Raw genomic sequence first — 24,814 nt, 5'->3', positions numbered from 1 at the left:
TCCATGGCCACCCTCCCCTGTCGAACGTCAGTGCGCGTCCGGCCCACGTGGCTCAGGCGGCCCGCAGCCAAGGGGTGCGCGGCATCCGCGCCCGGCGGCGGGCCTGTGGACGATTTCGCCGGCGTCCGGCCACGTCGCGGCGCACCGGCCACTGCGGCAGGCGGAAGCGGTGCAACGCCCACCAGGCCGCCAGCGGCATGCCGACCAGCCACAGCGGCGCCCATCCCAGCCAGGGAATCTGTCCGCGGGCCAGCGGGAACAGCAGCACCAGCGCCAGGCCGATCGCAACCACGCGCCGCAGCAACCTTTCGAGTTGCGGGTCCGGCGCACGGGACAGGCGGGCGTCGGTGGAAATCGAGTGGGCAAAGTCGCGCATGGCAGGGCTCCGATGGACAGGGCTCCAGCCTGCCGCGCCGCCTTCTCACGGATTGCGACGCGGTGGATCCGTTCAGAGATTCTCGCCTTCATGCCGATATGCGATATTCGTGTCGCCCGCCGTTGCGGCGGCGGTTTGTGACGATTCACCACCCAGGAGTCCTGCATGTCCGCATCGCTGTGCCGTCTTCGCGCCGTCCTGACGTGCGCCCTGATTGCCGCGGTGACCGCCTGTGCCAGCCAGAGCGAGACCCGGTCGATGGGGCTGGAGGCACCGGTGCAGGCGACGGACATCGACCTGCCCCGGTTCATGGGCACCTGGTACGTGGTCGCGCACATTCCCTACTTCGCCGAGCGCGGCCACGTGACCGGCCGCTACGAGTACACCGCCCGCGAAGGCGACCGCATCGGCGTGCGCTATCTCCACCGCGAAGGCTTCAATGAACCTGAACAAGTCCGCGAAGCGCGCGCATCGGTGAAGGGCGGCAGCGGCAACCGCGACTGGACCCTGTGGTTCGTCGGCGTGGTACCGGCCAAGTTCCACATCCTGGAAGTGGCGCCCGACTATTCCTGGGCGCTGATCAGCTATCCCGAGCGCGACCTGGGCTGGATTTTCTCGCGCTCTCCCGACATGGACGACACGCTCTACCAGCAGCTCATCCGCAAGATGCGCGACCACGGCGTCAACGCGCGTCAGCTGGTCCGCGAGCCGCAACTGCCTGCGCAGGTGGGCCAGCCGGGTTTCGCCGAGCCGAAGACTCCCTGATTCGGGATTCGGGATTCGGGATTCGGGAATCGGGAATCAGTCTCCGCTTCGCCTCCCCCTTTGAAAAAGGGGGACCGAGGGGGATTCGCTTTTGGCGCCGAGAGCAGGCCCTCCTCAACAGCCGGATGGCTGGTTAAGGGGCTCTCTCCCGACAACGGACACGGCGGATCCCCGTAGCGCGGAGCTTGCTCCGCTAACCGAGCAGCTGCCGCTCAACGCTTCCCGTAATTCGACAGCGCCAGTTCCAGCAGGGACTTGGCCTGCTCGCGCAGCACCGACGGTTCGATGATTTCCGCGTCCGCGCCGTAGTGCAGGATGTCCATCAACAATTCGCGGGAAACGCTGTAGGGCACCTTCAACTCGTAGCGGCCGTCGGGAAGATGGCGTCCCTGCTGCTTGGAATGCCATTGCTCGTCGGCGACCCAGCGCGCCGCCTTGGGGCTGAACAGGATGGTCGCCCACCCCTTCGGCTCGCCGGAAAAGATGCCGTAGCTGGACGCCAGGTGCTGGTTGAGATCATCGTTGGCCAGATCCTGCGCCGCCTCTTCCAGCAGGCGCGCGCCGCCGATGCGATCCACCGCGAAGCTGCGCAGCGCCTTGCGCTCGTGGTCCCAGGCATCCAGGTACCAATTGTCGCGGTAATGAGTGATGCGCTGGGGTGACACGGTGCGGCGGGTGCGCTCGTCGGTGGAGCGGGCCCGATACTCGAACGCGAGCTGCTTGCGCTCCAGCACGGCCGAGGCGACAGTGCGGAAGCTGGCCTCGTCCAGCCGGCGCCCACGATGTGGAATCACCCGCACCCGGTCCACCGGCCATTGGGACACGCCCGCGTGATCGGCGAGCAGCCCCTCGATGCGCTTCTGCAACGGCGCCAGCGCGCCGGACAGCACGCCGCCGCCAGTGCGCACCAGCAGTTGCTGGGCCGCCAGCAGCGCATACAGTTCTTCCGAACTCAGCCACAGCCCCGGCAGTTCGAACCGCTCGCCTTCGGCCGCCTCGTAGCGGAAGCCGGCTTCGCCGTCGCCCTCGATGGGCGCCATCAGCGCGTCGCGAAGGTAGGCCAGATCGCGATAGACGGTGGCGCGCGAACAGCCGAGTTCCTCCTGCAGGCGCTTGACCGTGACCGGGTAGCGCGAGGCCTTCAGGATGCGATGCAGGGCGGTGATGCGTTCGATCTTGTCCATGCCATGATTATGGCCGAGCCGTGGCCGTTTTCGACGCCCGGTTGGCGTTGGCATCGATAGGGTCCCGGCCGCTTGGGCCCGTGCGGTGCCTGGGGCCCGGGGCGTGAACGCGCCGCCCGGACTCCCCCAACGCACGGACCCAAGCGGCCCCGTTCCCCTACCCTGGAGCTCCACCATGTTCCCCAGCCGCGTGTCGCCTTCCTGCCCGTCCCGATTCCTTCCCCTGCTGGCGGCGGCGGCGCTGGCCGTTGCCTGCTCGCGGCAACCGGAACCGGCCACGACCGCGGCACCCGCAACGGCACCGGATGCTGCGCGCCCCCCGGCGGCTGCGGCGCCGGCCGTGGATGCGCTGGGCGAGGTCACCGCGTCGATGGAGAAATTCCTGGCGGCGCGCAGCTTCCACGCGGTGATGACCGTCGAGGGTGGCCAGCCGATGCAGAACGAAATGGACTTCGTCGCGCCGGATCGCTATCGCATGATCATGCCGGTCGGTACCCAGGTGATCATCGGCGACACCATGTACATGGAAATGCACGGCCAGCAGACCAAGGTGCCGATTCCCGAGGGCACCGTCAGCCAATGGCGCGATCCGATGAAGATCCGCGAGAACCGCAGTGGCCTGTCGGCCGAGTTCCTGGGCGAGGAGGATCTTGCCGGCCAGCGCGCACGGCGTTATCGCGTGCGGCATACGCAACCGGAGCCCGGCGAGTTCCTGTACTGGATCGATCGCGAGGGACGTCCGCTGCAGCTCCAGCACAGCGGCGAGACCGCCAACGGCGGTCCCTACACCATGACCCTGGCGTATTCGCGCTTCAACGATCCCGCCATCACCATCGAGTCGCCCTAGCCGGTCGCGGCCGATACTCCGGCCGCGTGATCGCGCTGTGCCAGGTATTTGCCGAACGCGTAGCCGGAACCGGCGATGGCGCAGGCCAGCGCCACCATCAACAGACCCATGAGGATTTTTCTGGGCATGGCGGACACCTGCGCTTCCGGGACAAGGTCATGTCGCCGCATGTTGCGCGGCGATGCCGGGGCCGGGAACACCCGAAAGTCACATTGAATTGAAAACAGCCAGGTCTAACTCCCGTTTAACCCGCGCATGGCCACACTCCAAGGCCTGGAAAGGGGAGCGACAAGGTTGTCCGAACGCGTCAGGCACAATGGCATCGCCGTATTCGTCGTGGTCGCACTGCATGTGTTGGTGATTGGCCTGCTCTGGCGCCTGCCGACGCCGGCGACGATGACGGATGGCGAGTCCCGCCCGCGGCTCCGTTTCTGGCCGCGTGAATCGCCGGTCGCGGCCCCGGTTCCCTTCGCCGCCCCACCGGCAACATCCAATACTCCCCGATCCCCACGCCCGGCGGCCGGTCCCCGTCCCGCATCCCGTCCGGCCACGAGCCGGACCGACGACACCATCGTTCCCCCGCCCGCCAATGCGGATACCGGTACCGGCGGCGCGGCCGATCTCCTGGCACAGGGCGTCGCCTGGGCACGGGCGGGCGACCCGGTACCGGATTTCGGCAGCGACCCGCTACGGCAACGCCGGGCGCGGATGCCCGGCGGCGAGCGACCCGGGCGATTCGTGATGCGTCGTTCGGTCAGCCCGGAGCAGGTGGTCAATTTCATTGGCCAACTGTTCGCGGGCCCCGGCTACGAGACCGATCCCTGCCTGCGCATCCGCCGCAACGTGGACAGCCTGATGACCGATCTCAGCGACCGGGGGCGCGAGCGGCTGGGCTGGGAACTGGATGAATACGCGTTCCGGTGCATGCGCTGAACCTTCTCCGCCACATGGGTGTGCGAAAACGTGAAACGCACCTGATCCGGGGGTGTCCAGACGCCACAAATGTGAATGAAAGCATGGCAGAATCGGTCACGAATCTGAATCCAAACAATCACTTGCCTTGAGCCTGGAAGTTCGGATTGTTATTCTGTAACCGTTTTCAACGTTCACATGGCGACGACGACGCAACCGCGTCCTCCGCCCGCCGAGGCCCTTCATGCCCCGTCCCAACCTGCTCGCCTTGTCCCTATCCCTGTGCCTGGCAGGCGCACCGCTGGCGCATGCCCAGGATCTCGTCCCCCCGGACAACAATCTGAAGGCGGGCGCCCAGATCACCAGCGCCAAGGCCAAGGCCGGTGGTGCGGTGACCCAGAAGGAATCCCTCGCGGTCAGCCACAAGGGAGCGCCGCTGCCGGTGCCTCCTCCGCGCCCGATGGCGGAAACGCCGACCGAACCGCTGCAACCCAGTTCCCCGTGGAGCGGCGGTGGCGAACTCGGATTCGCCTCGGCCCACGGCAACAGCACCACCGAGAGCCTCAACGCGCGCCTGGATCTGAACTACGCCGACGGCGGCGCCTGGAAGTACAGCGGCAGCCTGTCCGGCCTGCGCGCCAGTTCCGAATACAAATCGACCCAGCCCGACGGGACGATCAAGCGTGATCGCCGCACCACCGCCAACCGCTACACCCTGACCGGCAACGGTGCCTACCGGACCGACTCGCGCGGCACGGTCAACACGTCGCTGCGCCACGAGGAAGACGATTTCGGTACCTTCAGCCGACAGACCTCGGTCAGTGTCAGCTACGGCAACCGGGTGGTCGATGGAGACCGCACCCAGCTGGATCTGCAGGTGGGCCCCGGCTTCCGCCGCGCCTACGACACCCTGGAGGAGCGCAACGAATCCAGCGTGATCGGACGTGGCCTGGTGGACCTGCGGGTTTCGCTGAGCGAGAACACCGAACTGGTCAACAAGCTGCTGGTGGAATCGGGCGAGTACAACACCTTCGCCCAGAACGATCTGGGCCTGTCGGTGACGATGAATTCGCACCTGGCGCTGAAGGCCGGCTGGCAGGCGCGCCACAACAGCGATGCAGCCGAGAACCTCAAGCGCACCGACACCCTGACCACGATGAACGTGGTCTACAAGTTCAAATAGAGCGGAGCTTGCTCCGCTGACGGGATACCGGAGCTCGCTTCGCTAGCCGCGGCGTCGGCTTCTTTCCGTCTCGGGTCCATCGGCGCAATCGGCAGCCCACCTTTGTATCTCTTCCCGCCTCGTCATCGGGCAGTTGAGAAGCGAAAAAGGCGAGCGGGTGAACTTGCTTTCCCACCCCAGCGCGCAAATCCCCCGTCAACCGCTGGCGCGGGTGCCCGCCCCCTTTTTCCAAGGGGGCTAGCGGCTTTTTGGCCACCTCCTTTTCAAAGGCGGCTAGCGGCTTCCTTGCCCCCCTTTGCAAAGGGGGGACTGAGGGGGATTTGCTTTTCCCACCCCAGCGCGCAAATCCCCTCTCACCCGCTGGCGCGGGTGCCCGCCCCCTTTTCCAAGAGGGCTAGCGGCTTTTTGGCCACCTCTTTTTCAAAGGCGGCTAGCGGCTTCTTTGCCTCCCCCTTTGCAAAAGGGGGACTGAGGGGGATTTGCTCTTCAGGCCAGCGCAGCCGCAAGCAACTCGCCCGCGCCATCCGCCAGCAATTGCGCGGCAACCTTCCTGCCCAGTTCTTCCGGAGACCGCGCCGCGCCGATGCCGTCGGCGCGCACCGCGCGGCCATCTTCCGCCGATCCCACCAGGCCGTGCAGGTGCAGTTCTGCGCCATCGGCCGAGAGGGTCGCGAAGGCCGCCACCGGCACATGGCAACTGCCATGCAACGCGCGGTTCATGGCCCGCTCGGCTTCCACGCAGCAACGGGTATCGGCATCGTCCAGCGCGGCGAACAGCGCCACCGTCGCCGCATCGTCGTCGCGGCATTCCACCGCGACCGCGCCCTGTGCCGGCGCCGGCAACCAGGCCGGCGGAAGCAGGCGGGCGCGGATTCGCGCGTCGAAGCCCAGACGCTGCAGGCCGGCGCAGGCCAGCACGATTGCGTCGTACTCGCCCGCATCCAGTTTCGCCAGGCGGGTGTTGACGTTGCCACGCAGATCCCGCAGTTGGAGATCCGGCCGGCGGGCGCGCAACTGCGCCTGCCGGCGCAGCGAGGACGTGCCCACGATCGCGCCTTGCGGCAACGCGTCCAGATCCGGGTAGCGATTGGAAACGAAGGCGTCGGCGGCATCGGCACGCGCCAGGATCGCGGCCAGCGCGAACGGCGGCTCCAGTTCCATCGGCACGTCCTTGAGCGAATGCACCGCGCAATCGGCTTCGCCACGCAGCATCGCCAGTTCCAGTTCCTTGAGGAACAGGCCCTTGCCGCCGATCGCCGCCAGCGAGCGATCCAGCACCTCGTCGCCACGGGTGCTCATCGGCACCAGTTCCACTTCCAGGTCCGGGTGGGCGGCGCGCAGGCGTTCGGCGACGTGTTCGCTCTGCCAGAGGGCGAGCGGGCTCTTGCGGGTGGCGATGCGGAGTTTCATCGGCGCATTATCCCGCACACCGCGCCGGTGGGCACGGTCCATCGGGCAACCCGCGCCCCGAAGGCGGCGTCAGAGATGCTTGACCGTCTCGCGCAGGCCGGCCACGCAGCGGCGGCTGACTTCCAGCGGGGCCTTGCCGTGGCGCAGGATGGCTTGGACGTGGCCGTCGCCGGCGCGCTTGAGTTCGACCAGTTCGTGCCGTGCCACCAGGCAGTTGCGGTGGATGCGCACGAAGCGGCCGTTGAACTCCTCCTCCAGCGACTTCAGCGATTCCTCGATCAGATCCTCGCCGCGTGCGTGGTGGACCACCACATACTTCTCCTCGGCCTGGAGATAGTGCACTTCCTCGATCGGAATCAACCGCAGGCTGCCGCGCATCCGCGCGCACAGATGGGTACGGACCTGGCGCGCCGGACCGGGCTCCTGCGCACCGCCGCCGTTGGCGCGGCCGGCGATGAACATGCGCGCGCGCTCCAGCGCCGCCGCCAGGCGTTCGGCCCGGATCGGCTTCATCAGGTAATCGATCGCCGCGGCCTCGAAGGCGGACAGCGCATGCGCGTCGTAGGCGGTGCAGAACACCACCGCCGGGCGCGGGTCGAAGGCGGCCAGGTGGCGCGCGGTTTCCAGTCCGTCGACGCCGGGCATGGCGATGTCCAGCAGCACCACGTCCGGCTTGTGCTCGGCGCAGGCCTGCAGGGCGCCCACGCCATTCTCGGCCTCGGCCACCACTTCCACGCCGGGCTGTTCGGCCAGCAGTGCGCGCAGGCGCTCGCGGGCAAGCGGTTCGTCGTCGGCTATGACCACCTTCACGGCACGGGCTTCCTCACGTTCGAACGCCAGGGACGTCCTCGCCGATGGTAGCCCCCGTCGTTGCGGACGTCATCCTTGGCGAAGAATCGCGATTTCTCGCGGCAATTTCTCCCTACAACGCAAAAACGCGCGACATCCAGTCACCGAGATCGCGGATTTCCTCGGCGCAGACCTGGTGGGCCATCGGATAGCGATGCCAGTCCACGGCGAATCCCATGGCCTGCAGGGCCTGCGCGCTGCGTTCGGCATGGATGAACGGGATCACCGGGTCACCGATGCCGTGCGCCATGAATACCGGTTGGCGCGTCGCGGCCGCGTCGAGATGACGGCGGGCCTGATCGATGCCGGGCAGATAGGTGGACAGGGCGATCACACCGGCCAGCGGCTGGCTGCGCCGCAGCGCGGCCGACAGGGCGATCGCGCCCCCTTGCGAGAAGCCGGCCAGCAGCAGGCGCTCCGGGGCGATGCCCCGGGCGAGCTCGCGCGCGATCAGGGCTTCGACCTGGACGATCGAGGCTTCGATGCCATCGGCCTCGGCGCGGGTGGCGAAGTCCATGCCGACGATGTCGTACCAGGCGCGCATGCGCACGCCGTTGTTGATGGTCACCGCGCGCACCGGCGCATGCGGGAACACGAAGCGCAGCGCGGGCCAGTCCGGGCGTACCAGTTCCGGTACGAGTGGCGCGAAGTCATGGCCATCGGCGCCCAGGCCGTGCAGCCACAGCACGGACCAGTCCGGCGCGGCGCCGGTTTCCTGTTCGACGGTTTCCAGCAGTTCGGTGACGTTGTCGTTCATGCCGCCATTGTCGCCGCAGCGAACGACGCGTGCCAGCACCGGCTATTGCGGCGGCAGGCGGAACCGCACGGTGCGCCGCCACGCCTGCGCGCGTCCGGTCGCCTCGAAACGCCAGCGCGCAGCCACCGCGACGGCGGCCGCGTCGAACACGCCCTGCGGCCGTGCCGCAGTCAGGCGCACGTCGCCGACGCTGCCGTCGGGACGGATCACGAACGCCAGTTCCACCTCGCCCTCCACCCGATTGCGCAGCGCCGGCAACGGATAACGCGGCTGCGCATCCTGCAGCAGGCGCGGCGAGGAGGAGGTTGTGGCCATGCGCGCAGGCGCGGCTACCGGGCTCGCCACGGCCGCGCGCGCGGGCTCCGGCGGGGGAAGCGCCGGCGCAGGCGGCGGCGAAGCCATCGCGGCGTTGGGGGTTTCCGATGCGGTCGGGCGAGGCACCTGCGCCGGTGCGGACGCGACGGGCACGGAGGTCGGCGCAGGGCCCTGCGATCGGCCGCCCTGCGGCGAGACGTCCTGCGGTGGGCGGCGCGCTTGCGTGTCCGCGCTGGCCTGCGCGGGTTCCGGCGTCGCCGGCAACGCCGTCAAGCCTGCCTGCAGACGCGGCAGCGCCGGCGCCTGCGGATCCAGCCGGCGCAACAGTTCGAACAGGCGCGCGGCCTCGGCGCCATCGCGACGCTCCAGCGCCTGTTCGGTGGCGATCAGCAGGTACGGCTGGATTTCAGTCAGCGCGGCCTGGATGGCGGCATCATCGGGACGTCGCACGCGCGCCGCCAGGTAGAACTCCACCGCGTTGTCACCGGCCGGCGCGTACAGGCGGTTCGCCTGCAGCGCCTGGCTGGCCAGGCGCCGCAGTTCACTGTTGTCGATGACGCCATCCGGCGACACCGCCGGCTGCGCGGCCACGGGCACGATTGCCGACGCCTGGGCGGCGGGCGCGGCCACGGGCGGCGCGGGCTGGCAGGCGCCGAGCGCCAGCAGAATGGGAAGGATCCGGTAACCGCGTGATTTCATCGTGAGACTGCCCCCTGAGCGGGCGGCAGAGTACGCGGCCTGGATGACGGAACCGCGTCAGCGCGATGAGTCGGCGCGGTTCCGGTATATCGCTCCGGCGATCACAGATCGAAGGCGAGCATGTCCCGGCCAGTGGCCGCGCGCACGATGCGCTGGTAAACACCCGTGCCGCCGCCGCCATTCGTCATCACCACCAGTCCCCGCCGTCGCTGCGGATCTCCGACGGTAAAGGTCTTGTAGCGACCCGCGTTGGCGCCGCCGTGGAAGAACCAGCGGGCATCGCCGTCGATGCGTTCAAGGTTCCAGCCCAGTCCCTTGTCCAACCAGCCGGCGCGCAGCGGCATCTGCGGCGCCAGCATCGCCCGCCGCGTGGTTTCACTGATTGCATGCGGCGGGCCCGCATCCGGACGCATCACATGGGCGATGAAACGCGCATAGTCCTGCACCGGTCCGCGCAGGCTGGCGGCGGCGTTGGCCAGCAGATCGCCGGGCCAGACGAACATGCCCGCGGGCGCGGCGGCCTGCGCCCGCGGCAACACGCGCACCGCGTCGTCCCAGAGCCATTCGGGCAACGGCTTGCCCTGCGCTTCGGCGATGGGTTGCAGCAGCGACCACTGGCTACGGAAGGTCTGCACGACCGGTGTCGCGCCAGGCGCTGGCTGGCCCATCACCGAGTGCCGCGCCGCATGCGCGTTCCAGGTATAGGTGCTGTCGCGCATGCCGGCCGGTTCGAACAGGTGCCGCCGTGCCAGCCGGTCCAGGCTTTCGCCGGTTACCGTCTCGGCCACCCGTTGCAACCAGAAGAAGGCCTCGCCCGAATAGTTCACGCCCTTGCCGGGTTCGGCCAGCGTGCGCAAGGGTTCGCGATCCGGATGTTCGCGCCAGTTCGGCAGGCCGCTGCTGTGGCGCAGGACGTCGCGCACGGTGATCCGATCCAGGCGCGGATCATCCTTGGCCAGGTAGTCGGGGCGATGGTAATGCGCCAGGGTCCGGTCGAGTTGCAGCACGTCCGCATCGACCAGTTGCAGGACCACGTAGGCGAACACCGGCTTGCTCAGCGAGGCGCACTCGAACACGCTGTCCGCGTCCACCGTCACGCCACTGTCCACGTCGGCCACGCCGAATGCGCGGTGCCAGGCCAACACGCCGTCCTCGACCACCGCGATGCCCACGCCGGGCACGCCGAACGCGCGCATCCATTCCGGCAAATCGGCGAGGAAGGCATCGGAGGGAATCCACGGATGGTCGTAGCGGGCCGCGTCCGCCGCGCGCAGCGGCGGCGATCGCAGTGCCGCCATCGCCGCGCAGGCCGAAGCGGCCACCAGGAAACCACGCCGGCCCATCCGGCCGGCAGAACCCTCATGCATCTGCGTCGCTCCCCGTGGTCAGGGGACCGATTGGATATCAGTCCGCACCGCCGGGCAAGCGGATTCAGTGCGTGGCACGCGCCCCGGCCGGCGGCGGCGCGCCCAGCGCGCGCAGTTGGTCGACCGCGTTGCGGTTGCCCGGATCGCGTTCCAGCGAAAGGCGGTAGTTGCGGATCGCCGCCTCGCGATCGCCGGTGATCGCATAGGCCTCGGCCAGCGAATCGAAGGTGTTGCCGCTTTTCGGGTACAGCAGGGTGTTGAGTTTCAGCACCTCGATGCCTTCCCTGCGCTGACCGTCGGTCACCAGCCGGTAGCCCCAGGCGTTGAGATCGTCCTCGCGCAGTTCGAAGTCCGGATCCTGCCGCTTGAGCCCGGCGACGATGGAGACGCCCTGGTCCCAGCCGCGTGCGATCAGGCCACGCCGCAGCGCCTTGACGTTGCGCGGCAGCCCGCCGCCGTTGGCCACGCTGAAATCCGGCAGGTAGAACCCGGCGATCTCGTCGATGAATTCTTCCGGGTTGGCGCCGGCCAGATTGGTCAGCACCACCACCGACAATCCATCCCGCGGATAGACGAAGAACGCCGAACGGCGGCCACCAATGCCCGCCACCGCCGGATGATCCTCGCGATCGATCAGCGGCCAGCCCGACGCCCACGACGTGATCCGGCCGTCATTGAACCGGCCCGGCGCCCACAGTTCACGCAGGTGTTCGCGGTCGAGCAGGCGGCCGTCCTGCAAGGCGATCAGCCAGTGCGCGACGTCCTCGGCGCTGGCGTTGATGCCGGCACCGGTGCGCAGCATGGCCGGGAACTCGTCGAACGCATGCTGCAACGCGCCGGCGGCCGGCGAGGTGGCACCGCCGGGATAGCGGTACGGCTGCGCGCGATGCGGCGTGACGTCGCGCGAGTCGCCGAAGCCGGCGTGGCGCATGCCGGCCGGCGCGAACTGGCGTTCGGTGATGAAGCGGGTGAACGGAACGCCGCCCAGCGAATCGATGACCCGGCCCAGCAGGACATAGTTGGTCTGGTTGTAGCGATAGGCACTGCCGGTCGGGAACGCCATCGGCATCGTGCGCACCGTGTCCCAGGCCGATTCCTCGCCGCCCTCGCCCACCAGCGCGCCGGTGCCCTGCGCGCGCGGCGGCACCAGGATGTCGGGCAGGCCGGACGTGTGGTTGAGCAGTTGCCGCACCGTGACCGCCTGCCACTCGCGCGGCAGATCCGCCAGATGACGCGACACCGGATCGTCCAGCGACAGCTTGCCGGCCTGCGCCAGTTGCAGGATCGCCACGCCGGTGAAGGTCTTGGTGGCCGAGTTGATCGAGAACACCGTGTCCGGCGTCACCGCCACGTCGTCCTGCAGGTTGGCCTTGCCGTAGCTGCGGGAAAACACGATGCGGCCGTCGCGGATCACCACCACCTGCATGCCAGGGATGCGGCGGTTCTGCATCTTCGTCCGCAGGTAGTCATCGAGCCCGGCCGGTGCCGTCGCTTGCGCCGTGGCGCGGGCCGGCCTGTCGTCATCGCCGGCGACCGGCAACGGCAACGAGCCAGTCGATATCTGCCACAGGGTCATCAGGGCGGCGAACAGCAACGGCAGGGTTTTCATGCGCTTCCGGTCCTTTTTGCGCTCCGCATCCGGCGGGCGGCGTCCTGTTTCGATGCCGCATGCGCGCGGAGGGTTGAAACAGGGACAAAGAAAGAGGCGGGCCGGACCTTACGTCCGACCCACCTTTTCCAGGATGCGGCGAACGCCGGAAGCGTCGCAGACGGTCAGGGCGCGAGTACGCGCCGGCCGGCCTCGGTGACCCAGCGGCGCACCTCCTCGCTGGGGGAGCCCGCCAGGCGGAACACCGACACCGCCTGTTCCAGGTCCTGCGCCTGCTGCCGCAAATCGCCGGCGGTGGCCGCCACCTCTTCCACCACCGCCGCGTTCTGCTGGGTGGTCTCGTCCATCTGGGTGATGGTCTGGTTGACCTGTTCGATGCCGGCGGACTGTTCCTGCGAGGCGGCGGCGATTTCGGCCATGATGTCGGTGACGCGCTGGACCGAGGCGACGATTTCACCCATGGTCGCGCCGGCCTGGTTGACCAGCGAAGAGCCGGTGGCCACCTGGTCCACCGAGGCCTCAATCAGGCCCTTGATTTCCTTGGCCGCATTGGCCGAGCGCTGGGCCAGGGTACGCACCTCCGAGGCCACCACCGCGAAGCCGCGGCCCTGTTCGCCGGCGCGGGCCGCTTCCACCGCCGCATTGAGGGCCAGGATGTTGGTCTGGAAGGCGATGCCGTCGATGACGGCGATGATTTCGGCAATCTTGCGCGAGGCCGCTTCGATGTCGCGCATGGTGGTGACGACCTGGCCGACGACGTTGCCGCCCTGGGAGGCGACGGAAGCCGCGCCGATGGCCAGCTGGTTGGCCTGGCGGGCGGAGTCGGCGTTCTGGCGCACGGTGGAGGTCAGTTCCTCCATGGAGGCGGCGGTTTCCTCCAGGTTGGCGGCTTGTTGTTCGGTGCGGCGGGACAGGTCGGCGTTGCCCGAAGCAATCTCCCCGGCGGCGGTGTTGATGGCGGTGGAGGCGTCCTGGATGCGGGAGACGATGTCGGTGAGCTGGGCGACGGTGGCGTTGGCGTCGTCGCGCATGCGGGCGAACACGCCGTGGAAGTCGCCGTCCATCCGTACCGTCAGGTCGCCCTGCGAGAGTGCCGACAGCAGCGTGGATACCCGATCCAGAACCAGCGCATTCGCATCGAGCAACGCATTGATGCGCTCGGACAGGGTCAGGAAGAACCCCTGCCTGCCGGCGGTGCCGATGCGTCCGCTCATGTCGCCGGTGGCGGCAGCCTGCACGATGCGGGTCATTTCCTCTTCCACTTCCACCTCGGCGGTGCGGTCGGACCACTCGACCACGAAGCCCAGCCGCCGTCCGGCGTCGTCCACCACCGGATTGATGATCAAGCGCATGACCCGCCCGCCAACCCGGATCTGGGCCTGGTGGGTGCCGCGCAGTTCCGCGAGCAGGCGCGACTGGTGTTCCGGATGCTTGTGGAAGATGTCGATGCTGCTGCCGATCAGGGTGGCCACGTCGAAGCGCGGCACGTCGCGGCGGATCTGTTCCTCCACCTGCGACAGCATCGCCAGCAGCGGTCGGTTGGCGTAGACGATGTTGCGATCGGCATCGGCGATCATCACGTGGGCGGTCACGCCATCGAGCGCTGTGCGGATGCGCAGGTTCTCCTGCCCGGCGGTGCGCTCGTGATGCAAGCGCTGCTGCAACTGGCCGCTCATCGACACCAGCGCGGTCGCCAGCGAGGCCGGCGGGAAGTCCATCCGGGCGATTTCCTCCGGCACCGGCCTGTCCGCGGCCACCTCGCGCGCCAGCGTCGTCAGCCGGCGTGGCCCGTATCCCAGCCACAGCAATTGGCGCCGCAACTGCACGGCCATGATCACCAGCAGCACGGTTTCGACCACGACGTAGGCGGCGTGCAGCAGCACGATGCCGAAGCCGCTGCCCGCCGGGAACACCGGCACCGGCCAGCCGGCCTGCTGCATGAAGAAGAACGCCACGTGATGCACGGCGATGGCCGCGGCCGCGACCACGATCGGCACCCAGTCGCGGTAGTACAGCAGCAGCGCGATCATCAGGATCACGCCGAAGTGTGCCTCGACCATGCCGCCCGACTGGTGGATCAGCACGGCCGACAGCACCATCAGCACCAGCGCCAGGGTGATCCGGCTCAGCCGCGTGCCCGGGAACAGGCGGGCCTGCACCACGGCGACCGCGACGCTGGGCAGCGCCACCGCGAGTACCGGCATCCATTGGCCGTTGCGCAGCGCCAGCAGCAGCGTGGCGGCGCCCAGCGCGGCCGCCAGCCACAGGAAGATGCGATCGGCATCGGCCGCCAGTTCCTCCAGGTAGGCGTAACGTTCGCGGCCGACGAGGTCGCCGTCGTTTCGAAGTGAATGCGGTTGGGCGGACATGCGATTCTCCTTATCTGCACGGGCAACGGGTTCCGCTGACGAGCGCGCGCGGCGCGTCTTCGCGGTGGAAAGACAGGTAGCGGGTGGCCAGCGGCGCGGACGCCGTGCCGGCGCACAGTCCATCCGGACGCATCGGGCCGGCGTAACGCAGCCGTCCCTCGGCATCCAGGGCGATCAGGGAATGGGGCAGGTCCGCGCGGGCGACGCCAGCCAGCTCGACCCAGCGGACGCCGCGCGCGCGCAGCGCGTCGCGCACCTGGCGGGTGTCTTCGCGGTCGTCGCAGGTGCACGCCACGGGCAAGTGGAAGACCACTGCGGCGCCGCGGTGGCGATCGAGGTCCACCTGTCCGCGCAGCGCGGTGAGCAGGGCATCGGCTTCGGAAGCTGGCGAGGCACGCATGGCGCCGGTTTCGAGCCGGGCCAGCGCCGGCACCATCGCGCCCAGCCAGAGCACGAGCAGGCCCGGCCCTATCCAGGCGGGTGCGATCCTTCGCGATGGCGCGGCAGTGGATTCCATTGCGGGCCCTCTCCCCAGGGCGTCAATGGTTCATCTGGCATCAGTCCCAGATACCCCCCATCGACCTCGCAACCGGAATCTTTATTACCTTCGTGGTGTCATCGCCACGGCGAAGCTCAACTGAACAGGCGCATCACCAGCCAGTTGATCGCGCCGCCGCCCAGCAGCAGGAAGGCGAACAGGCTCAGCGCCAGCAGCAGCGGCTTGACGCCGGCCTGGCGAATCGCGCCGGCATGGGTGCGCAGGCCCAGCGCCGCCATCGCGGTCGCCAGCAACACGGTGTCCAGTTGCACGATCAGCGCGACCCACGCGGTGGGCAGCAGGTGCAGGGAATTGAACAGGCTGACCGCGATGAACATCACCGCGAACCACGGAATCATCAGCTTCGGTCGCGCACCGCCCGCGTCGGCGCCCGCCTCCGCACCCAGGCGCGCGGACAGGATCAGCAGGAACGGCGCCAGCAGCATCACCCGGATCATCTTTTCGATCACCGCCACCGACGCGGCGGTTTCGCTGATCGCCTTGCCGGCGACCACGACCTGCGCGACTTCATGGATGGTCGAGCCGGCATAGACGCCATAGGCGTGCGCATCGATGCCCAGATGCGGATACAACGCTGGATACAGGAACATGCCGACAGTGCCGAACACCACCACCGTGGCCACCGCGACCGCGACCTTGTGCGCCTGCGCCTTGACCACCGGCTCGGCCGCCATCACCGCGGCGGCGCCGCAGATCGCGCTGCCCGCGCCGATCAGCATCGAGGTCTCGCGATCCAGCTTGAACAGGCGCGTGCCCAGCCACACCGCCAGCAGGAATACCGAGGCCACCACGATCACGTCGATCACCAGCCCGGCCATGCCGACCTGGGCGATGTCCTGCACGGTCACCCGGAAGCCGTACAGCACGATGCCCAGCCGCAGCAGGGTGCTCTTGGCGAAATCCACGCCCGGCGCGGTGCGCGCGGCGATGCGCGGGAACACGGTGTTGCCGGCGACGATGCCCAGCAGGATCGCGGCGGTCAGCGCGCTGACGCCCCAGCCCTGCACGGTCGGCAGGCTCGCCAGCCACAGGCCCGCGGCCGCGAGCAGCGCGGCCAGGCCGAGACCCAGCCACCAGCCGGACTGGCGGTATGGGGACCGGGGGGCGGGAGAAGCGGACGCGGAAGACACGGACTGGCTGGACATCGGAAACCCGGGAGAAACGGAGGCGTGGGCGGGACCTCCCGCCGACGGACGGCACCTTAGTCCCGGCCATTGAATGAGTCCAATGCATATAATTCCCTCATGCATGAATATTCCTCATTCAATTAATCTCCACCTCCTGCGGGTGTTCGCCACGGTCGTCGAGCAGCAGGGCTTCTCGCGCGCGGCCGAGACGATGTTCATCACCCAGTCGGCGGTGTCCAAGGCGGTGCGCGAACTGGAACACCAGCTCGAACTGCCACTGATCGACCGCGGCCCCGGTGGCGCCCGCGGCATGCGCGGCATTCGCCTCACCGAAGGCGGCCAGGTGCTGTACGAGCACGCGCGCGGCATCTTCGCGATGGAGCGGATCGCGCTGGAGGACGTCCGCGAGCGGGTCGGCCTGCGCAAGGGCGAGCTGCGCATCGGCGCCAGCACCACGGTGGCCGGCTACTGGCTACCGGTGCACGTGGCCGCCTACGCGCGCCGGCATCCGGACATCCGCACCCAGGTGATGGTCGCCAATACCGCCCAGATCGCCCAGGCGATCATCGACTGCACCGTGGACGCCGCCTTCGTCGAAGGTCCGGTCGACGATCCACGCATCGATCGGCGTGTCTGGCGCGAGGAGGCGCTGGTGGTGATCGCGCCCGACGATCTGGCAGGCAGCGGCAGCCGGCTCGCGACCGCCGCCAGCCTGAGCGAACAGACCTGGCTGCTGCGCGAGGAAGGCTCCGGTACCCGGCGGGTGGCCGAACGATTGCTGCACGCGCACGGCATCACCCCGAAGCACCAGGTGGAGATCGGCAGCAACGAAGCCATCGCCCGGGCGGTGGCGGCCGGCGCAGGGGTTGCCATCCTGCCGTCGGTGGTGGTGGAGGATCTGATCGCGATGCGCCGGGTGCGCACGCTGTCGCTGGACGGCCAGGCCGCGCTGAGTCGCCGGCTGTACCGGCTGGAACTGCTCAACCGGCGTCGCTCGCCGGCGCTGGAAGCGTTCCTGGAGCAGTTGCCGGGCGAGTGACGCCCGCTCTCCGCTGAAGCCCGCTCTTCATCGTGCCTGCACGGCGGCATGCTGCAATCCATCGGCAGCTTCCCCTGGCACACGCGATGAAGATTCCCCGCAAGCGCGCCTATCCGCTGGACGACATCCGCCGTTTCCTCGAACCCGGTCCGGTGGTGCTGGTGAGCTCGGCCCACGGCGGCCAGCGCAACATCATGACGATGGGCTGGCACATGATGATGGGCTTCGAGCCGGCGCTGTTCGCCTGTTACCTCTGGCACGGCAACCATACCTACGGATTGGTCCGGCGCAGCCGCGAATGCGTGATCAACCTGCCCGGCTCGCATCTGTTGGACGCGGTGGTCGGCATCGGCAACTGCAGCGGCGCGCAGGTGGACAAGTTCGAACGCTTCGGACTCACCGCCGGCCGCGCGAGCCAGGTTGGCGCCCCGCTGATCCGCGAGTGCCATGCGAACTTCGAGTGCCGGCTGTACGAACAGCGCCAGACCGACGCCTATCACCTGTTCATCTGGGAAGTGGTCGCGGCGCATGTGGCCATTTCCCCGCGCGTGCCCGAGACCGTGCACTATCGCGGCAACGGCGAGTTCATGATCTCCGGGCGCACGATCAGCCGTCGGCGGGCCTTCCGCCCGGAAAACTTGTGAATCCCGCTCGCGGGCGCGAGTTGCGGGTGGGGCGGAGATCGCCGTCGTGGTTGCGCCGCAGAAGGCGGCCCCCATCCCAGCCTTCCCCCGCAAGCGGGGGAAGGGGCGGTTTCCGGGTTTGGGAGAGTCTTCAACTTGCGGTGGCGGTGCATAGCGCGCGGATGCATTCCAACGTTGCGAATTGCGGAACAACGCACGGACACTGCCCCCTCCCCGCCCGCGGGGGAGGGCTGGGGGGCGAAACGTCACTGCTGCTTCGCCGCTGAAAGCGCCCCCCATCCCAACCTTCCCCCGCAAGCGGGGGAAGGGGCGGTTTCCGGGTTTGGGAGAGTCTTCAACTTGCGGCGGTGCGTAGCGCGCGGATGCATTCCAACGTTGCGAATTGCTGAACAACGCACGGATGCTGCCCCCTCCCCCGCAAGCGGGGGAAGGGGCGGTTTCCGGGTTTGGGAGAGTCTTCAACTTGCGGTGGCGGTGCGTAGCTCGCGGATGCATTCCAACGTGCGAATTGCTGAACAACGCACGGACACTGCCCCCTCCCCCGCCCGCGGGGGAGGGCTGGGGTGGGGGCGAAACGTCACTACTGCTTCGCCGCTGAAAGCGACCCCCATCCCAACCTTCCCCCGCAAGCGGGAGAAGGAGCGGTTTCCGGGTTCGGGAGAGTCTTCAACTTGCGGTGGCGGTGCGTCATGCGCGGATACAATCCAGCGTCTGTGGACTGCCAGAGGCGCACGAATACCGCTCCAGGCCCGAATTTGATCGCAAGGCGCGGAGTGTGGGCTAGGCTGGCGGGAACCAAGATGGCGTCGTCCCCACGACGAGCCTTTCCGCCATGAACGCATCCTCCCCTTCCCGCCCGCGTACCGCCGCCACCGCCATCCAGGACGACCCGCGCTGGGCCGCGCTGCGGGCGCGGGATCCGGCCGCCGATGGCCGCTTCGTCTACGCGGTGAAGACCACCGGCGTCTGGTGCCATCCCAGCAGCCCGTCGCGCCTGCCGCGGCCCGAGAACGTGGTGTTCTTCGATACCCCCGAAGCGGCCGAGGCCGCCGGCTACCGTGCCAACCGCCGCGCCGCCGCCGATCGCGGCGCGCTGGCCCGCCAGCATGCGGAACGGGTGGCGCACGCCTGCCGGCAACTGGAGAACACCGACGAGCCGCCCTCGCTGGCGCAATTGGCGGAAACCGCGGGCATGAGCCCCTACCACTTCCATCGCGTGTTCAAGGCGATCACCGGCGTGACCCCGAAGGCCTACGCGCAGGCGCAGCGCGCGCGCCGCATGCGCGAGGGACTGGAAGGCGACGCGACCATCACCGATGCGATCTTCGATGCCGGCTTCGGTTCCAACAGCCGCTTCTACGAAACCTCCAACCAGCGCCTGGGCATGCGCCCGAAGGACTGGCGCGCCGGCGGCGCCAACACCGACATCCGCTTCGCCATCGGCCAGTGCTCGCTCGGCGCGATCCTGGTCGCGCGCAGCGAGCGCGGGGTCTGCGCGATCCTGCTGGGCGAGGATCCGGAAGCGCTGGTGCGGGATCTGCAGGATCAGTTCCCGCGCGCGCACCTGATCGGCGGCGACGCCGGCTTCGAGGACTGGGTCGCGCGGGTGGTTGGCTTCGTCGAGGCGCCGGGCATCGGCCTGGACCTGCCACTGGACGTGCGCGGCACCGCCTTCCAGGAACGGGTATGGCAGGCGCTGCGGCAGATTCCGCCCGGCAGTACCGCCAGCTACGCCGAGATCGCACAGCGCATCGGCATGCCGCGGGCGGTGCGCGCGGTGGCGCAGGCCTGCGGCGCCAACCATCTGGCGGTGGCCATTCCCTGCCACCGCGTGGTCCGCAGCGACGGTGCGCTGTCGGGCTACCGCTGGGGCGTGGATCGCAAGCGCGAACTGCTGCGGCGCGAAGGCGCGGCGTGACCGGATACCGGTGCGCCGCCGGTGCGGCGTGCTACGTTCCCGGCTTCTCCATGACGACGTTGGGACGGGCATGCGCAAGACGTGGAAGCGCGCCGCAGGCGCGATGTGTCTCTGGCTGATGGCGGCGCCGCTGCTGGCGGACAATCCGGGCGAACGCGCCTATGCCGACGTCGACCCGTTCATCGGCACCGGCGGCGAGGGCCATACCTACCCTGGCGCCACCGTTCCGTTCGGGATGGTCCAGCTCAGTCCCGACACCCGCATCCAGCCGCGCAAGGACGCCTATGGCTGGGCGGCCGGCTACCGCCACGACGATCGCACCATCGTCGGCTTCTCGCACACCCACTTCTCCGGCACCGGCCATTCGGATCTCGGTGACGTGCTGCTGATGCCGATCAGCGGCGAGGTGAAGCTGGAGCGCGGCAATCCCGACCAGCCCGGCAGCGGCTACACCTCGCGCTTCCGCCACGACGACGAAACCGCGCAACCCGGCTACTACGCGGTCACCCTGGACGACTACGGCGTGCGCGCCGAGCTGACCGCGACCGCGCGGGTCGGGGTGCACCGCTACAGCTTTCCACGCGGCAAGCCCGCGCACGTGCTGATCGATCTGCGCACCAGCCTGTACGACTATCCAGGCAAGGTGCTGTGGTCGCGGCTGCGCCTGCGCCCGGATGGTACCGTCACCGGTTTCCGCGAGACCCGTGGCTGGGCGCCGGGACGGCAACTGTATTTCGCCCTGCGCTTCTCGCGGCCGATCCAGGGCCAGCAACTGCACGACACCGAACAGGACGTCGCCTACAAGGGATTCCCGCCGCCGGGCGAGAAGGATCCGCGCCAGCGCGCGCAGATCGAGGGCCGCCAGATCGTGGCCGCGTTCGATTTCGCCGATACGCAGGATCCGTTGCTGGTCAAGGTCGCGATCTCGCCGGTCAGCGAAGACAACGCCATCGCCAATCTCGACGCCGAAGTCCCGGGCTGGGATTTCGACGGCGTGCGCGCCGACGCGCGCCGGCAGTGGACGCGGGCGCTGGGGGCGATCGACGTGGACGCGCCGGAACCGCAGCGGCGCAGCTTCTACACCGCGCTTTACCACACGCTGCTGGGGCCCACCCTGTTCATGGACAGCGACGGAAGCTACCGCGGGCCGGACAATGCGGTGCACCAGGCGAAGGGCTTCACCCACTATTCGACCTTCTCGCTGTGGGACACCTATCGCGCGCTGCATCCGTTGCTGACCCTGGTGCAGCCGGAACAGCGCACCAACGACTTCGTGCAGTCGCTGCTGGCCGCGCGTCGGCACAGCCCCTATGGCGTGCTGCCGGTGTGGGCGTTCCACGGCCAGGAGACGTGGTGCATGATCGGCTACCACGCGGTGCCGGTGATCGCCGACGCCTACATGAAGGGCATCCGCGGCTACGACGCCAACGAGGCGCTGGAGGCGATGGTCGCCAGCGCCAGTTACGGCCCCTACGACGGCATCGCCCAGTACCGCGAACTCGGCTACGTGCCGATCGACGAGGAAGGCGAGGCCGCGTCCAAGACCCTCGAATACGCCTTCGACGACTGGACCATCGCGCAGGTGGCCGAGGCGATGGGACGCAAGGACGTCGCGGCCGAATTCAGCCGTCGCGCCGCCAACTGGAAGCACGCCTTCGATCCCGCCACCGGCTTCATGCGCGCGCGCAAGCGCGACGGCGCGTTCCGCGAGCCCTTCGATCCATCCGCCAGCGGCTACGGCACCGACTACACCGAGGGCAACGCCTGGCAGTACTCCTGGTACGTGCCGCAGGACGTGGCCGGACTGGCGCGGGCGCACGGTGGCGAGGACAAGCTGCTGGCGCGGCTGGACCAGGTGTTCGAAGCCAAGGTGGATCCGGAGATCTTCGCCCACATGGAAGACATCACCGGCCTGATCGGCTGGTACGCGCACGGCAACGAACCCAGCCATCACGTCGCCTACCTGTACGCGCACGCCGGCCAGCCCTGGCGCACCCAGGCGCGGCTGGGCGCGATCATGGCCAGCCAGTACGCCCCGCGTCCGGACGGCCTGGCGGGCAATGACGACCTCGGCCAGATGTCGGCGTGGTACGTGTTCACCGCGCTCGGTTTCTATCCGTTCGCGCCGGCCAGCAACCAGTACGTGATCGGCCGGCCGTTCCTGCCACGCGCCACCCTCAACCTGCCCAACGGAAAACGCTTCACCGTGATCGCCGAGGGCCTGGACGAGGCGCATCCCTACATCGGCGGCGCGACCCTCAATGGCAAGCCGCTGGACCGCGCCTACCTGGAGCACGCCGAAATCCTGGCCGGCGGCGAGTTGCGCTTCACCATGCAGGCCGAGCCGAACCGCGCATGGGGACGCGACGCGCGTCCCTATTCGATGAGCCGCTGAAGCAGGGACGCCGCACGCATCCTGTCCTGAAGCGCGAAGGGGACGCGCTGCGCGTGCCCTTCCCTGCCGGCGCGCCGGTTCGCGCCAATGAGCGCGGCATCAGAACCCGCGCGAGAAACCGATCATCACGGTGGCGCCGCCATCGGTATCGCGCTCGATCAGCGGGCTGTCGCGCAGCGCCGACGGCAACCGGCGGTATTCGGCGCTGGCGATGAATAGCCACTTCTCCGCGAATGGACGCATCAGAATCAGGCTGGCGGTGGGCACGGTGACGCTGCCGGGGCGGTAGCGCACCACCCCGCGGGCGATTTCCTCGTCGAGGGTGCCGTAGTAGTAGTCGGCCAGATCCGAGGACAGCCAGCGCACGCCCACGCCGGGCGTGAGTTGCCAGCCGCCGGCCTTGAACGGATAGCGGTAGGTGACTGAGGCCTGCTGGCCTTCACTGGTGCTGGTCACGTCGGCGCGGGCATCCAGTTCCAATTCGCCGGCCGCGCCGCGCCAACGCGCGCTCATGCCCGCATCCGCGCCATCGTCGCGATCTTCCAGCAGGCGGCGATCGATACCGCGTTCGGCCAGTTCCGGAGCGCCGAAATCGTCGGCGTCCACGCCATCCAGGCGCCCGGCGACATAGCCGTCCAGGGCGAAGCCGCCGCGCGAGAACAGGTGCACGCCGGCCTGGGCGCCACGCCAGAAAAAGCGCTCGCCCTCGTACGACACGTTGGGGAACACCAGCGTCCGGCCGTCTTCGCCGGCATAGATGCCTTCGCGGCTGGCGACCGCCAGGCCGATCCGCCAGCGTGACGCCGACACCTGTCCCGCTTCGCGATTGGATTCGGACACGACCTGCGCGGACACGGGCGCGGCGGCACAGACAAGCAGACCCAGGCAGACCAGGGGGCGGACGGGCGACATGCAGACTCCTGCGGAGAAGGCGTGGGGGGGCACGCGGGAGGCGCACGATAGGCACATCCGTTTTAAGCGGGCTTTAAAGCGGACGCGCTGCTCCCGCGACGAGGCTTTCACGAAACGGTCATCCCAACCGGGCCGACAATCGGTGCAAACCCGACGGAGTCCCCCCATGGAATACCTCCGCAGTCCGTACGGTCCCGCCAGCCTGGAGCGCGCGAGCCAGCAGGTCGCCGCCTGCCTCGTCTTCGACGAGCCGCCCGACATTCCCGAGGACTTCGAAGCCTTCAGCCGCGAGGACTTCCAGCGACGGATACGCCTGCATCCGGATCTGGACTGGAACGACGCGTGCCGCGCCTACGCGCTTGGATTGGCCACGCACGCCAGCCACGCGGGGCGCGCCGATTCAGCGGCGGACGACGATCTGGAAATGCAGTGGGACCGCCTGCCCAGCCCGCCCGCCGCGGCGTGGCCGGTGGCGCGCATGCTGATCCACGAAACCTGGCGCTGGCTGTCGCGGTAGGACGCGAGGAAGAGACCTTCCTCCTCCTTTTCCCACTTCGACGCGTTATCCCCCGACGCGCTCAGACCGGCGGCGGCGGCTGGCGCGTCTCCGGCCGGGAGCGCGCGCGCGCCGTGGCGGGAACACGGCAAGCCTGGAGTCGTCCTCCCATGCGTTCCCACACCGCGGCCACGATCGTCATCACGGTTTCGCGATCCAGGCGATCGCAGGGTGGCAACTGGCGTTCGTAGGCGCCTTCGATGCGATCGCCCAATGCATCGAGCGGTTCGCGATGCCACTGCAGATAAAGGTCGTAGGCGAAACGGAACGTCGGCTCGAAACGCCTGAACGCCCGATCGCGATGGCCGGCCATCGGGCCGCAATGCTGCCACCGCTGCAGCTCGGCCTCGACGTCGATGACTTCGCACTTGCTTTCCGGGGTGAGTCCCTGCAACAGCATCCTTCTGCCTCCTTTCTCCGGCGGACACCCCCAATATCCGCGTCCAACATGACAGCAATCAGCAGAAACAACGCATTCGACGCCCAAAAAACGGACGTCGGCGAGACCGTTCGTCGGAAATGCGCGCGCCTTGCGTGACGCTGTTCGCGGATGAGCCCGGTACGCGTATCGTGGCGTCGGCCCTCACGTGGTCATCAAGACCTTCCACCACCGACCGCCGATACCGACAGGCGTCTCCCGTGCTGAAGAAAGTGGCGTTCACCATGTATCCCGTCCGCGATGTGCCGCGTGCCCGCGACTTCTACGAGAACGCACTGGGCCTGCGCGCCGGTTCGGTCGGCAATCACGGTGACAGGTACTGGGTGGAATACGATCTGCCGGGCGGCGGTTGCCTGGCACTGACCAATTTCATCGAGGACCAGCCCAGCGCGACCGCGGGCGGCACGATAGCGTTCGAGGTGGAGGATCTGGACAGCCTGATGCGGCAGTTGGAGGATCGCGGCGTACCGTTTCGCAGCGATGTCATCCACAGCCCGGTCTGCCGGATGGCGGTGTGCGAGGACAGCGAGGGCAATTCGATCCTGCTGCACCAGCTCAAGCCCAGGGCGTGAACCGGCGCGGG

Annotated in this window: 24 protein-coding genes; 10 read left to right on the top strand and 14 right to left on the bottom strand. The window is 68.6% G+C overall.

All coding sequences use genetic code 11. The annotated features are described in order from the left end of the window. Positions 1 to 52: 52 nt before the first annotated feature. Entirely contained in the window at positions 53 to 376 is a 324-nt protein-coding gene (locus FG323_RS14295; RefSeq protein WP_141455383.1) for a hypothetical protein, read from the bottom strand. 165 nt (positions 377 to 541) lie between these two features. Between FG323_RS14295 and FG323_RS14290 the strand changes: the two genes are divergently transcribed. Further along, complete coding sequence (locus tag FG323_RS14290; protein ID WP_249888858.1) at positions 542 to 1,141, top strand: lipocalin family protein; 600 nt, start codon at positions 542 to 544, stop codon at positions 1,139 to 1,141. A 212-nt stretch (positions 1,142 to 1,353) separates the two neighbouring features. On the opposite strand, the gene FG323_RS14285 is transcribed toward FG323_RS14290, so the two are convergent. Next, positions 1,354 to 2,325 carry a YafY family protein gene (locus FG323_RS14285; RefSeq protein WP_141455382.1) on the bottom strand — a complete coding sequence of 324 codons (972 nt, stop codon included), beginning with the start codon at positions 2,323 to 2,325 and terminating at the stop codon, positions 1,354 to 1,356. A 175-nt stretch (positions 2,326 to 2,500) separates the two neighbouring features. On the opposite strand from FG323_RS14285, the gene FG323_RS14280 reads away from it, so the two are divergent. Then, positions 2,501 to 3,172: a hypothetical protein gene (locus tag FG323_RS14280; RefSeq protein ID WP_141455381.1), complete on the top strand. Its 672-nt coding sequence runs from the start codon at positions 2,501 to 2,503 to the stop codon at positions 3,170 to 3,172. On the opposite strand, the gene FG323_RS19885 is transcribed toward FG323_RS14280, so the two are convergent. Then, positions 3,169 to 3,300, bottom strand: coding sequence for a hypothetical protein (locus tag FG323_RS19885; RefSeq protein ID WP_255470193.1), 132 nt, complete (start codon positions 3,298 to 3,300; stop codon positions 3,169 to 3,171). The two genes, FG323_RS14280 and FG323_RS19885, sit on opposite strands and share 4 nt — an antisense overlap. 166 nt (positions 3,301 to 3,466) lie before the next feature. Here FG323_RS19885 and FG323_RS14275 point away from each other — a divergent pair, with 166 nt between their 5' ends. Both FG323_RS14275 and FG323_RS14270 read left to right on the top strand, forming a co-directional pair. Beyond that, positions 3,467 to 4,105, top strand: a complete 639-nt coding sequence (locus FG323_RS14275) for a hypothetical protein (RefSeq protein ID WP_141455380.1) — start codon at positions 3,467 to 3,469, stop codon at positions 4,103 to 4,105. A 223-nt stretch (positions 4,106 to 4,328) separates the two neighbouring features. Then, a complete protein-coding gene (locus tag FG323_RS14270; protein WP_249888861.1) occupies positions 4,329 to 5,267 on the top strand; it encodes a DUF481 domain-containing protein in 939 nt (312 codons plus the stop codon). A gap of 486 nt (positions 5,268 to 5,753) precedes the next feature. Here FG323_RS14270 and hemC read toward each other — a convergent pair whose 3' ends face one another. The 9 genes from hemC to FG323_RS14225 all read right to left on the bottom strand — a co-directional run bounded on the left by hemC (position 5,754) and on the right by FG323_RS14225 (position 16,346). Continuing rightward, positions 5,754 to 6,677 carry a hydroxymethylbilane synthase gene (hemC, locus tag FG323_RS14265; RefSeq protein WP_141455379.1) on the bottom strand — a complete coding sequence of 308 codons (924 nt, stop codon included), beginning with the start codon at positions 6,675 to 6,677 and terminating at the stop codon, positions 5,754 to 5,756. A 69-nt stretch (positions 6,678 to 6,746) separates the two neighbouring features. Beyond that, positions 6,747 to 7,487 (bottom strand): LytTR family DNA-binding domain-containing protein, encoded by a 741-nt coding sequence (locus tag FG323_RS14260; protein WP_141455378.1) that lies wholly within the window; start codon positions 7,485 to 7,487, stop codon positions 6,747 to 6,749. 112 nt (positions 7,488 to 7,599) lie between these two features. Continuing rightward, complete coding sequence (locus FG323_RS14255) at positions 7,600 to 8,283, bottom strand: alpha/beta hydrolase (RefSeq protein WP_141455377.1); 684 nt, start codon at positions 8,281 to 8,283, stop codon at positions 7,600 to 7,602. Between the two features lie 42 nt (positions 8,284 to 8,325). Continuing rightward, a complete protein-coding gene (locus FG323_RS14250; RefSeq protein WP_141455376.1) occupies positions 8,326 to 9,297 on the bottom strand; it encodes a TonB family protein in 972 nt (323 codons plus the stop codon). Between the two features lie 101 nt (positions 9,298 to 9,398). Then, entirely contained in the window at positions 9,399 to 10,664 is a 1,266-nt protein-coding gene (locus tag FG323_RS14245; RefSeq protein ID WP_141455375.1) for a serine hydrolase domain-containing protein, read from the bottom strand. 64 nt (positions 10,665 to 10,728) lie between these two features. After that, positions 10,729 to 12,273: a serine hydrolase domain-containing protein gene (locus FG323_RS14240; RefSeq protein ID WP_220094178.1), complete on the bottom strand. Its 1,545-nt coding sequence runs from the start codon at positions 12,271 to 12,273 to the stop codon at positions 10,729 to 10,731. A gap of 164 nt (positions 12,274 to 12,437) precedes the next feature. Continuing rightward, positions 12,438 to 14,642, bottom strand: a complete 2,205-nt coding sequence (locus FG323_RS14235; protein ID WP_141455374.1) for a methyl-accepting chemotaxis protein — start codon at positions 14,640 to 14,642, stop codon at positions 12,438 to 12,440. A gap of 10 nt (positions 14,643 to 14,652) precedes the next feature. Further along, positions 14,653 to 15,159, bottom strand: coding sequence for a hypothetical protein (locus tag FG323_RS14230; protein ID WP_141455373.1), 507 nt, complete (start codon positions 15,157 to 15,159; stop codon positions 14,653 to 14,655). A gap of 116 nt (positions 15,160 to 15,275) precedes the next feature. Beyond that, positions 15,276 to 16,346 (bottom strand): YeiH family protein, encoded by a 1,071-nt coding sequence (locus FG323_RS14225; RefSeq protein WP_141455372.1) that lies wholly within the window; start codon positions 16,344 to 16,346, stop codon positions 15,276 to 15,278. Positions 16,347 to 16,449: 103 nt separating this feature from the next. Between FG323_RS14225 and FG323_RS14220 the strand changes: the two genes are divergently transcribed. The 4 genes from FG323_RS14220 (at position 16,450) to FG323_RS14205 (ending at position 22,324) form a co-directional block, all read left to right on the top strand. Next, a complete protein-coding gene (locus tag FG323_RS14220; protein WP_249888869.1) occupies positions 16,450 to 17,367 on the top strand; it encodes a LysR substrate-binding domain-containing protein in 918 nt (305 codons plus the stop codon). 86 nt (positions 17,368 to 17,453) lie between these two features. After that, entirely contained in the window at positions 17,454 to 18,011 is a 558-nt protein-coding gene (locus FG323_RS14215) for a flavin reductase family protein (RefSeq protein ID WP_141455371.1), read from the top strand. An 832-nt stretch (positions 18,012 to 18,843) separates the two neighbouring features. Continuing rightward, a complete protein-coding gene (ada, locus tag FG323_RS14210; protein ID WP_141455370.1) occupies positions 18,844 to 19,929 on the top strand; it encodes a bifunctional DNA-binding transcriptional regulator/O6-methylguanine-DNA methyltransferase Ada in 1,086 nt (361 codons plus the stop codon). Between the two features lie 118 nt (positions 19,930 to 20,047). Continuing rightward, on the top strand, positions 20,048 to 22,324 hold the full coding sequence (locus tag FG323_RS14205; protein ID WP_255470206.1) for a GH92 family glycosyl hydrolase: 2,277 nt from the start codon (positions 20,048 to 20,050) through the stop codon (positions 22,322 to 22,324). 99 nt (positions 22,325 to 22,423) lie between these two features. Here the strand turns inward: FG323_RS14205 and FG323_RS14200 are convergent, their stop codons facing one another. Continuing rightward, positions 22,424 to 23,236 (bottom strand): MipA/OmpV family protein, encoded by an 813-nt coding sequence (locus tag FG323_RS14200; RefSeq protein ID WP_220094177.1) that lies wholly within the window; start codon positions 23,234 to 23,236, stop codon positions 22,424 to 22,426. A gap of 166 nt (positions 23,237 to 23,402) precedes the next feature. Here FG323_RS14200 and FG323_RS14195 point away from each other — a divergent pair, with 166 nt between their 5' ends. Further along, positions 23,403 to 23,753 carry a hypothetical protein gene (locus FG323_RS14195; RefSeq protein ID WP_141455368.1) on the top strand — a complete coding sequence of 117 codons (351 nt, stop codon included), beginning with the start codon at positions 23,403 to 23,405 and terminating at the stop codon, positions 23,751 to 23,753. A 61-nt stretch (positions 23,754 to 23,814) separates the two neighbouring features. On the opposite strand, the gene FG323_RS14190 is transcribed toward FG323_RS14195, so the two are convergent. Continuing rightward, positions 23,815 to 24,192 carry a hypothetical protein gene (locus tag FG323_RS14190; protein ID WP_141455367.1) on the bottom strand — a complete coding sequence of 126 codons (378 nt, stop codon included), beginning with the start codon at positions 24,190 to 24,192 and terminating at the stop codon, positions 23,815 to 23,817. A 239-nt stretch (positions 24,193 to 24,431) separates the two neighbouring features. Here FG323_RS14190 and FG323_RS14185 point away from each other — a divergent pair, with 239 nt between their 5' ends. Then, entirely contained in the window at positions 24,432 to 24,803 is a 372-nt protein-coding gene (locus FG323_RS14185; protein ID WP_141455366.1) for a VOC family protein, read from the top strand. Positions 24,804 to 24,814: the final 11 nt, after the last annotated feature.

The sequence above is a fragment of the Pseudoxanthomonas sp. z9 genome (assembly GCF_006542425.1).
Taxonomy (GTDB): domain Bacteria; phylum Pseudomonadota; class Gammaproteobacteria; order Xanthomonadales; family Xanthomonadaceae; genus Pseudoxanthomonas_A.
Note: the sequence above shows the minus strand (reverse complement) of the source record. Positions and strands in the feature narration are given on the sequence as shown.

Bases quoted from the DNA above. Each gene is read 5' to 3' on its own strand.
- FG323_RS14295 (WP_141455383.1), bottom strand. From the start codon at position 376: ATGCGCGACTTTGCCCACTCGATTTCCACCGACGCCCGCCTGTCCCGT.
- FG323_RS14290 (WP_249888858.1), top strand. From the start codon at position 542: ATGTCCGCATCGCTGTGCCGTCTTCGCGCCGTCCTGACGTGCGCCCTG.
- FG323_RS14285 (WP_141455382.1), bottom strand. From the start codon at position 2,325: ATGGACAAGATCGAACGCATCACCGCCCTGCATCGCATCCTGAAGGCC.
- FG323_RS14280 (WP_141455381.1), top strand. From the start codon at position 2,501: ATGTTCCCCAGCCGCGTGTCGCCTTCCTGCCCGTCCCGATTCCTTCCC.
- FG323_RS19885 (WP_255470193.1), bottom strand. From the start codon at position 3,300: ATGCCCAGAAAAATCCTCATGGGTCTGTTGATGGTGGCGCTGGCCTGC.
- FG323_RS14270 (WP_249888861.1), top strand. From the start codon at position 4,329: ATGCCCCGTCCCAACCTGCTCGCCTTGTCCCTATCCCTGTGCCTGGCA.
- hemC (WP_141455379.1), bottom strand. From the start codon at position 6,677: ATGAAACTCCGCATCGCCACCCGCAAGAGCCCGCTCGCCCTCTGGCAG.
- FG323_RS14255 (WP_141455377.1), bottom strand. From the start codon at position 8,283: ATGAACGACAACGTCACCGAACTGCTGGAAACCGTCGAACAGGAAACC.
- FG323_RS14250 (WP_141455376.1), bottom strand. From the start codon at position 9,297: ATGAAATCACGCGGTTACCGGATCCTTCCCATTCTGCTGGCGCTCGGC.
- FG323_RS14245 (WP_141455375.1), bottom strand. From the start codon at position 10,664: ATGCATGAGGGTTCTGCCGGCCGGATGGGCCGGCGTGGTTTCCTGGTG.
- FG323_RS14240 (WP_220094178.1), bottom strand. From the start codon at position 12,273: ATGAAAACCCTGCCGTTGCTGTTCGCCGCCCTGATGACCCTGTGGCAG.
- FG323_RS14235 (WP_141455374.1), bottom strand. From the start codon at position 14,642: ATGTCCGCCCAACCGCATTCACTTCGAAACGACGGCGACCTCGTCGGC.
- FG323_RS14230 (WP_141455373.1), bottom strand. From the start codon at position 15,159: ATGGAATCCACTGCCGCGCCATCGCGAAGGATCGCACCCGCCTGGATA.
- FG323_RS14225 (WP_141455372.1), bottom strand. From the start codon at position 16,346: ATGTCCAGCCAGTCCGTGTCTTCCGCGTCCGCTTCTCCCGCCCCCCGG.
- FG323_RS14220 (WP_249888869.1), top strand. From the start codon at position 16,450: ATGAATATTCCTCATTCAATTAATCTCCACCTCCTGCGGGTGTTCGCC.
- FG323_RS14215 (WP_141455371.1), top strand. From the start codon at position 17,454: ATGAAGATTCCCCGCAAGCGCGCCTATCCGCTGGACGACATCCGCCGT.
- ada (WP_141455370.1), top strand. From the start codon at position 18,844: ATGAACGCATCCTCCCCTTCCCGCCCGCGTACCGCCGCCACCGCCATC.
- FG323_RS14205 (WP_255470206.1), top strand. From the start codon at position 20,048: ATGGCGGCGCCGCTGCTGGCGGACAATCCGGGCGAACGCGCCTATGCC.
- FG323_RS14200 (WP_220094177.1), bottom strand. From the start codon at position 23,236: ATGTCGCCCGTCCGCCCCCTGGTCTGCCTGGGTCTGCTTGTCTGTGCC.
- FG323_RS14195 (WP_141455368.1), top strand. From the start codon at position 23,403: ATGGAATACCTCCGCAGTCCGTACGGTCCCGCCAGCCTGGAGCGCGCG.
- FG323_RS14190 (WP_141455367.1), bottom strand. From the start codon at position 24,192: ATGCTGTTGCAGGGACTCACCCCGGAAAGCAAGTGCGAAGTCATCGAC.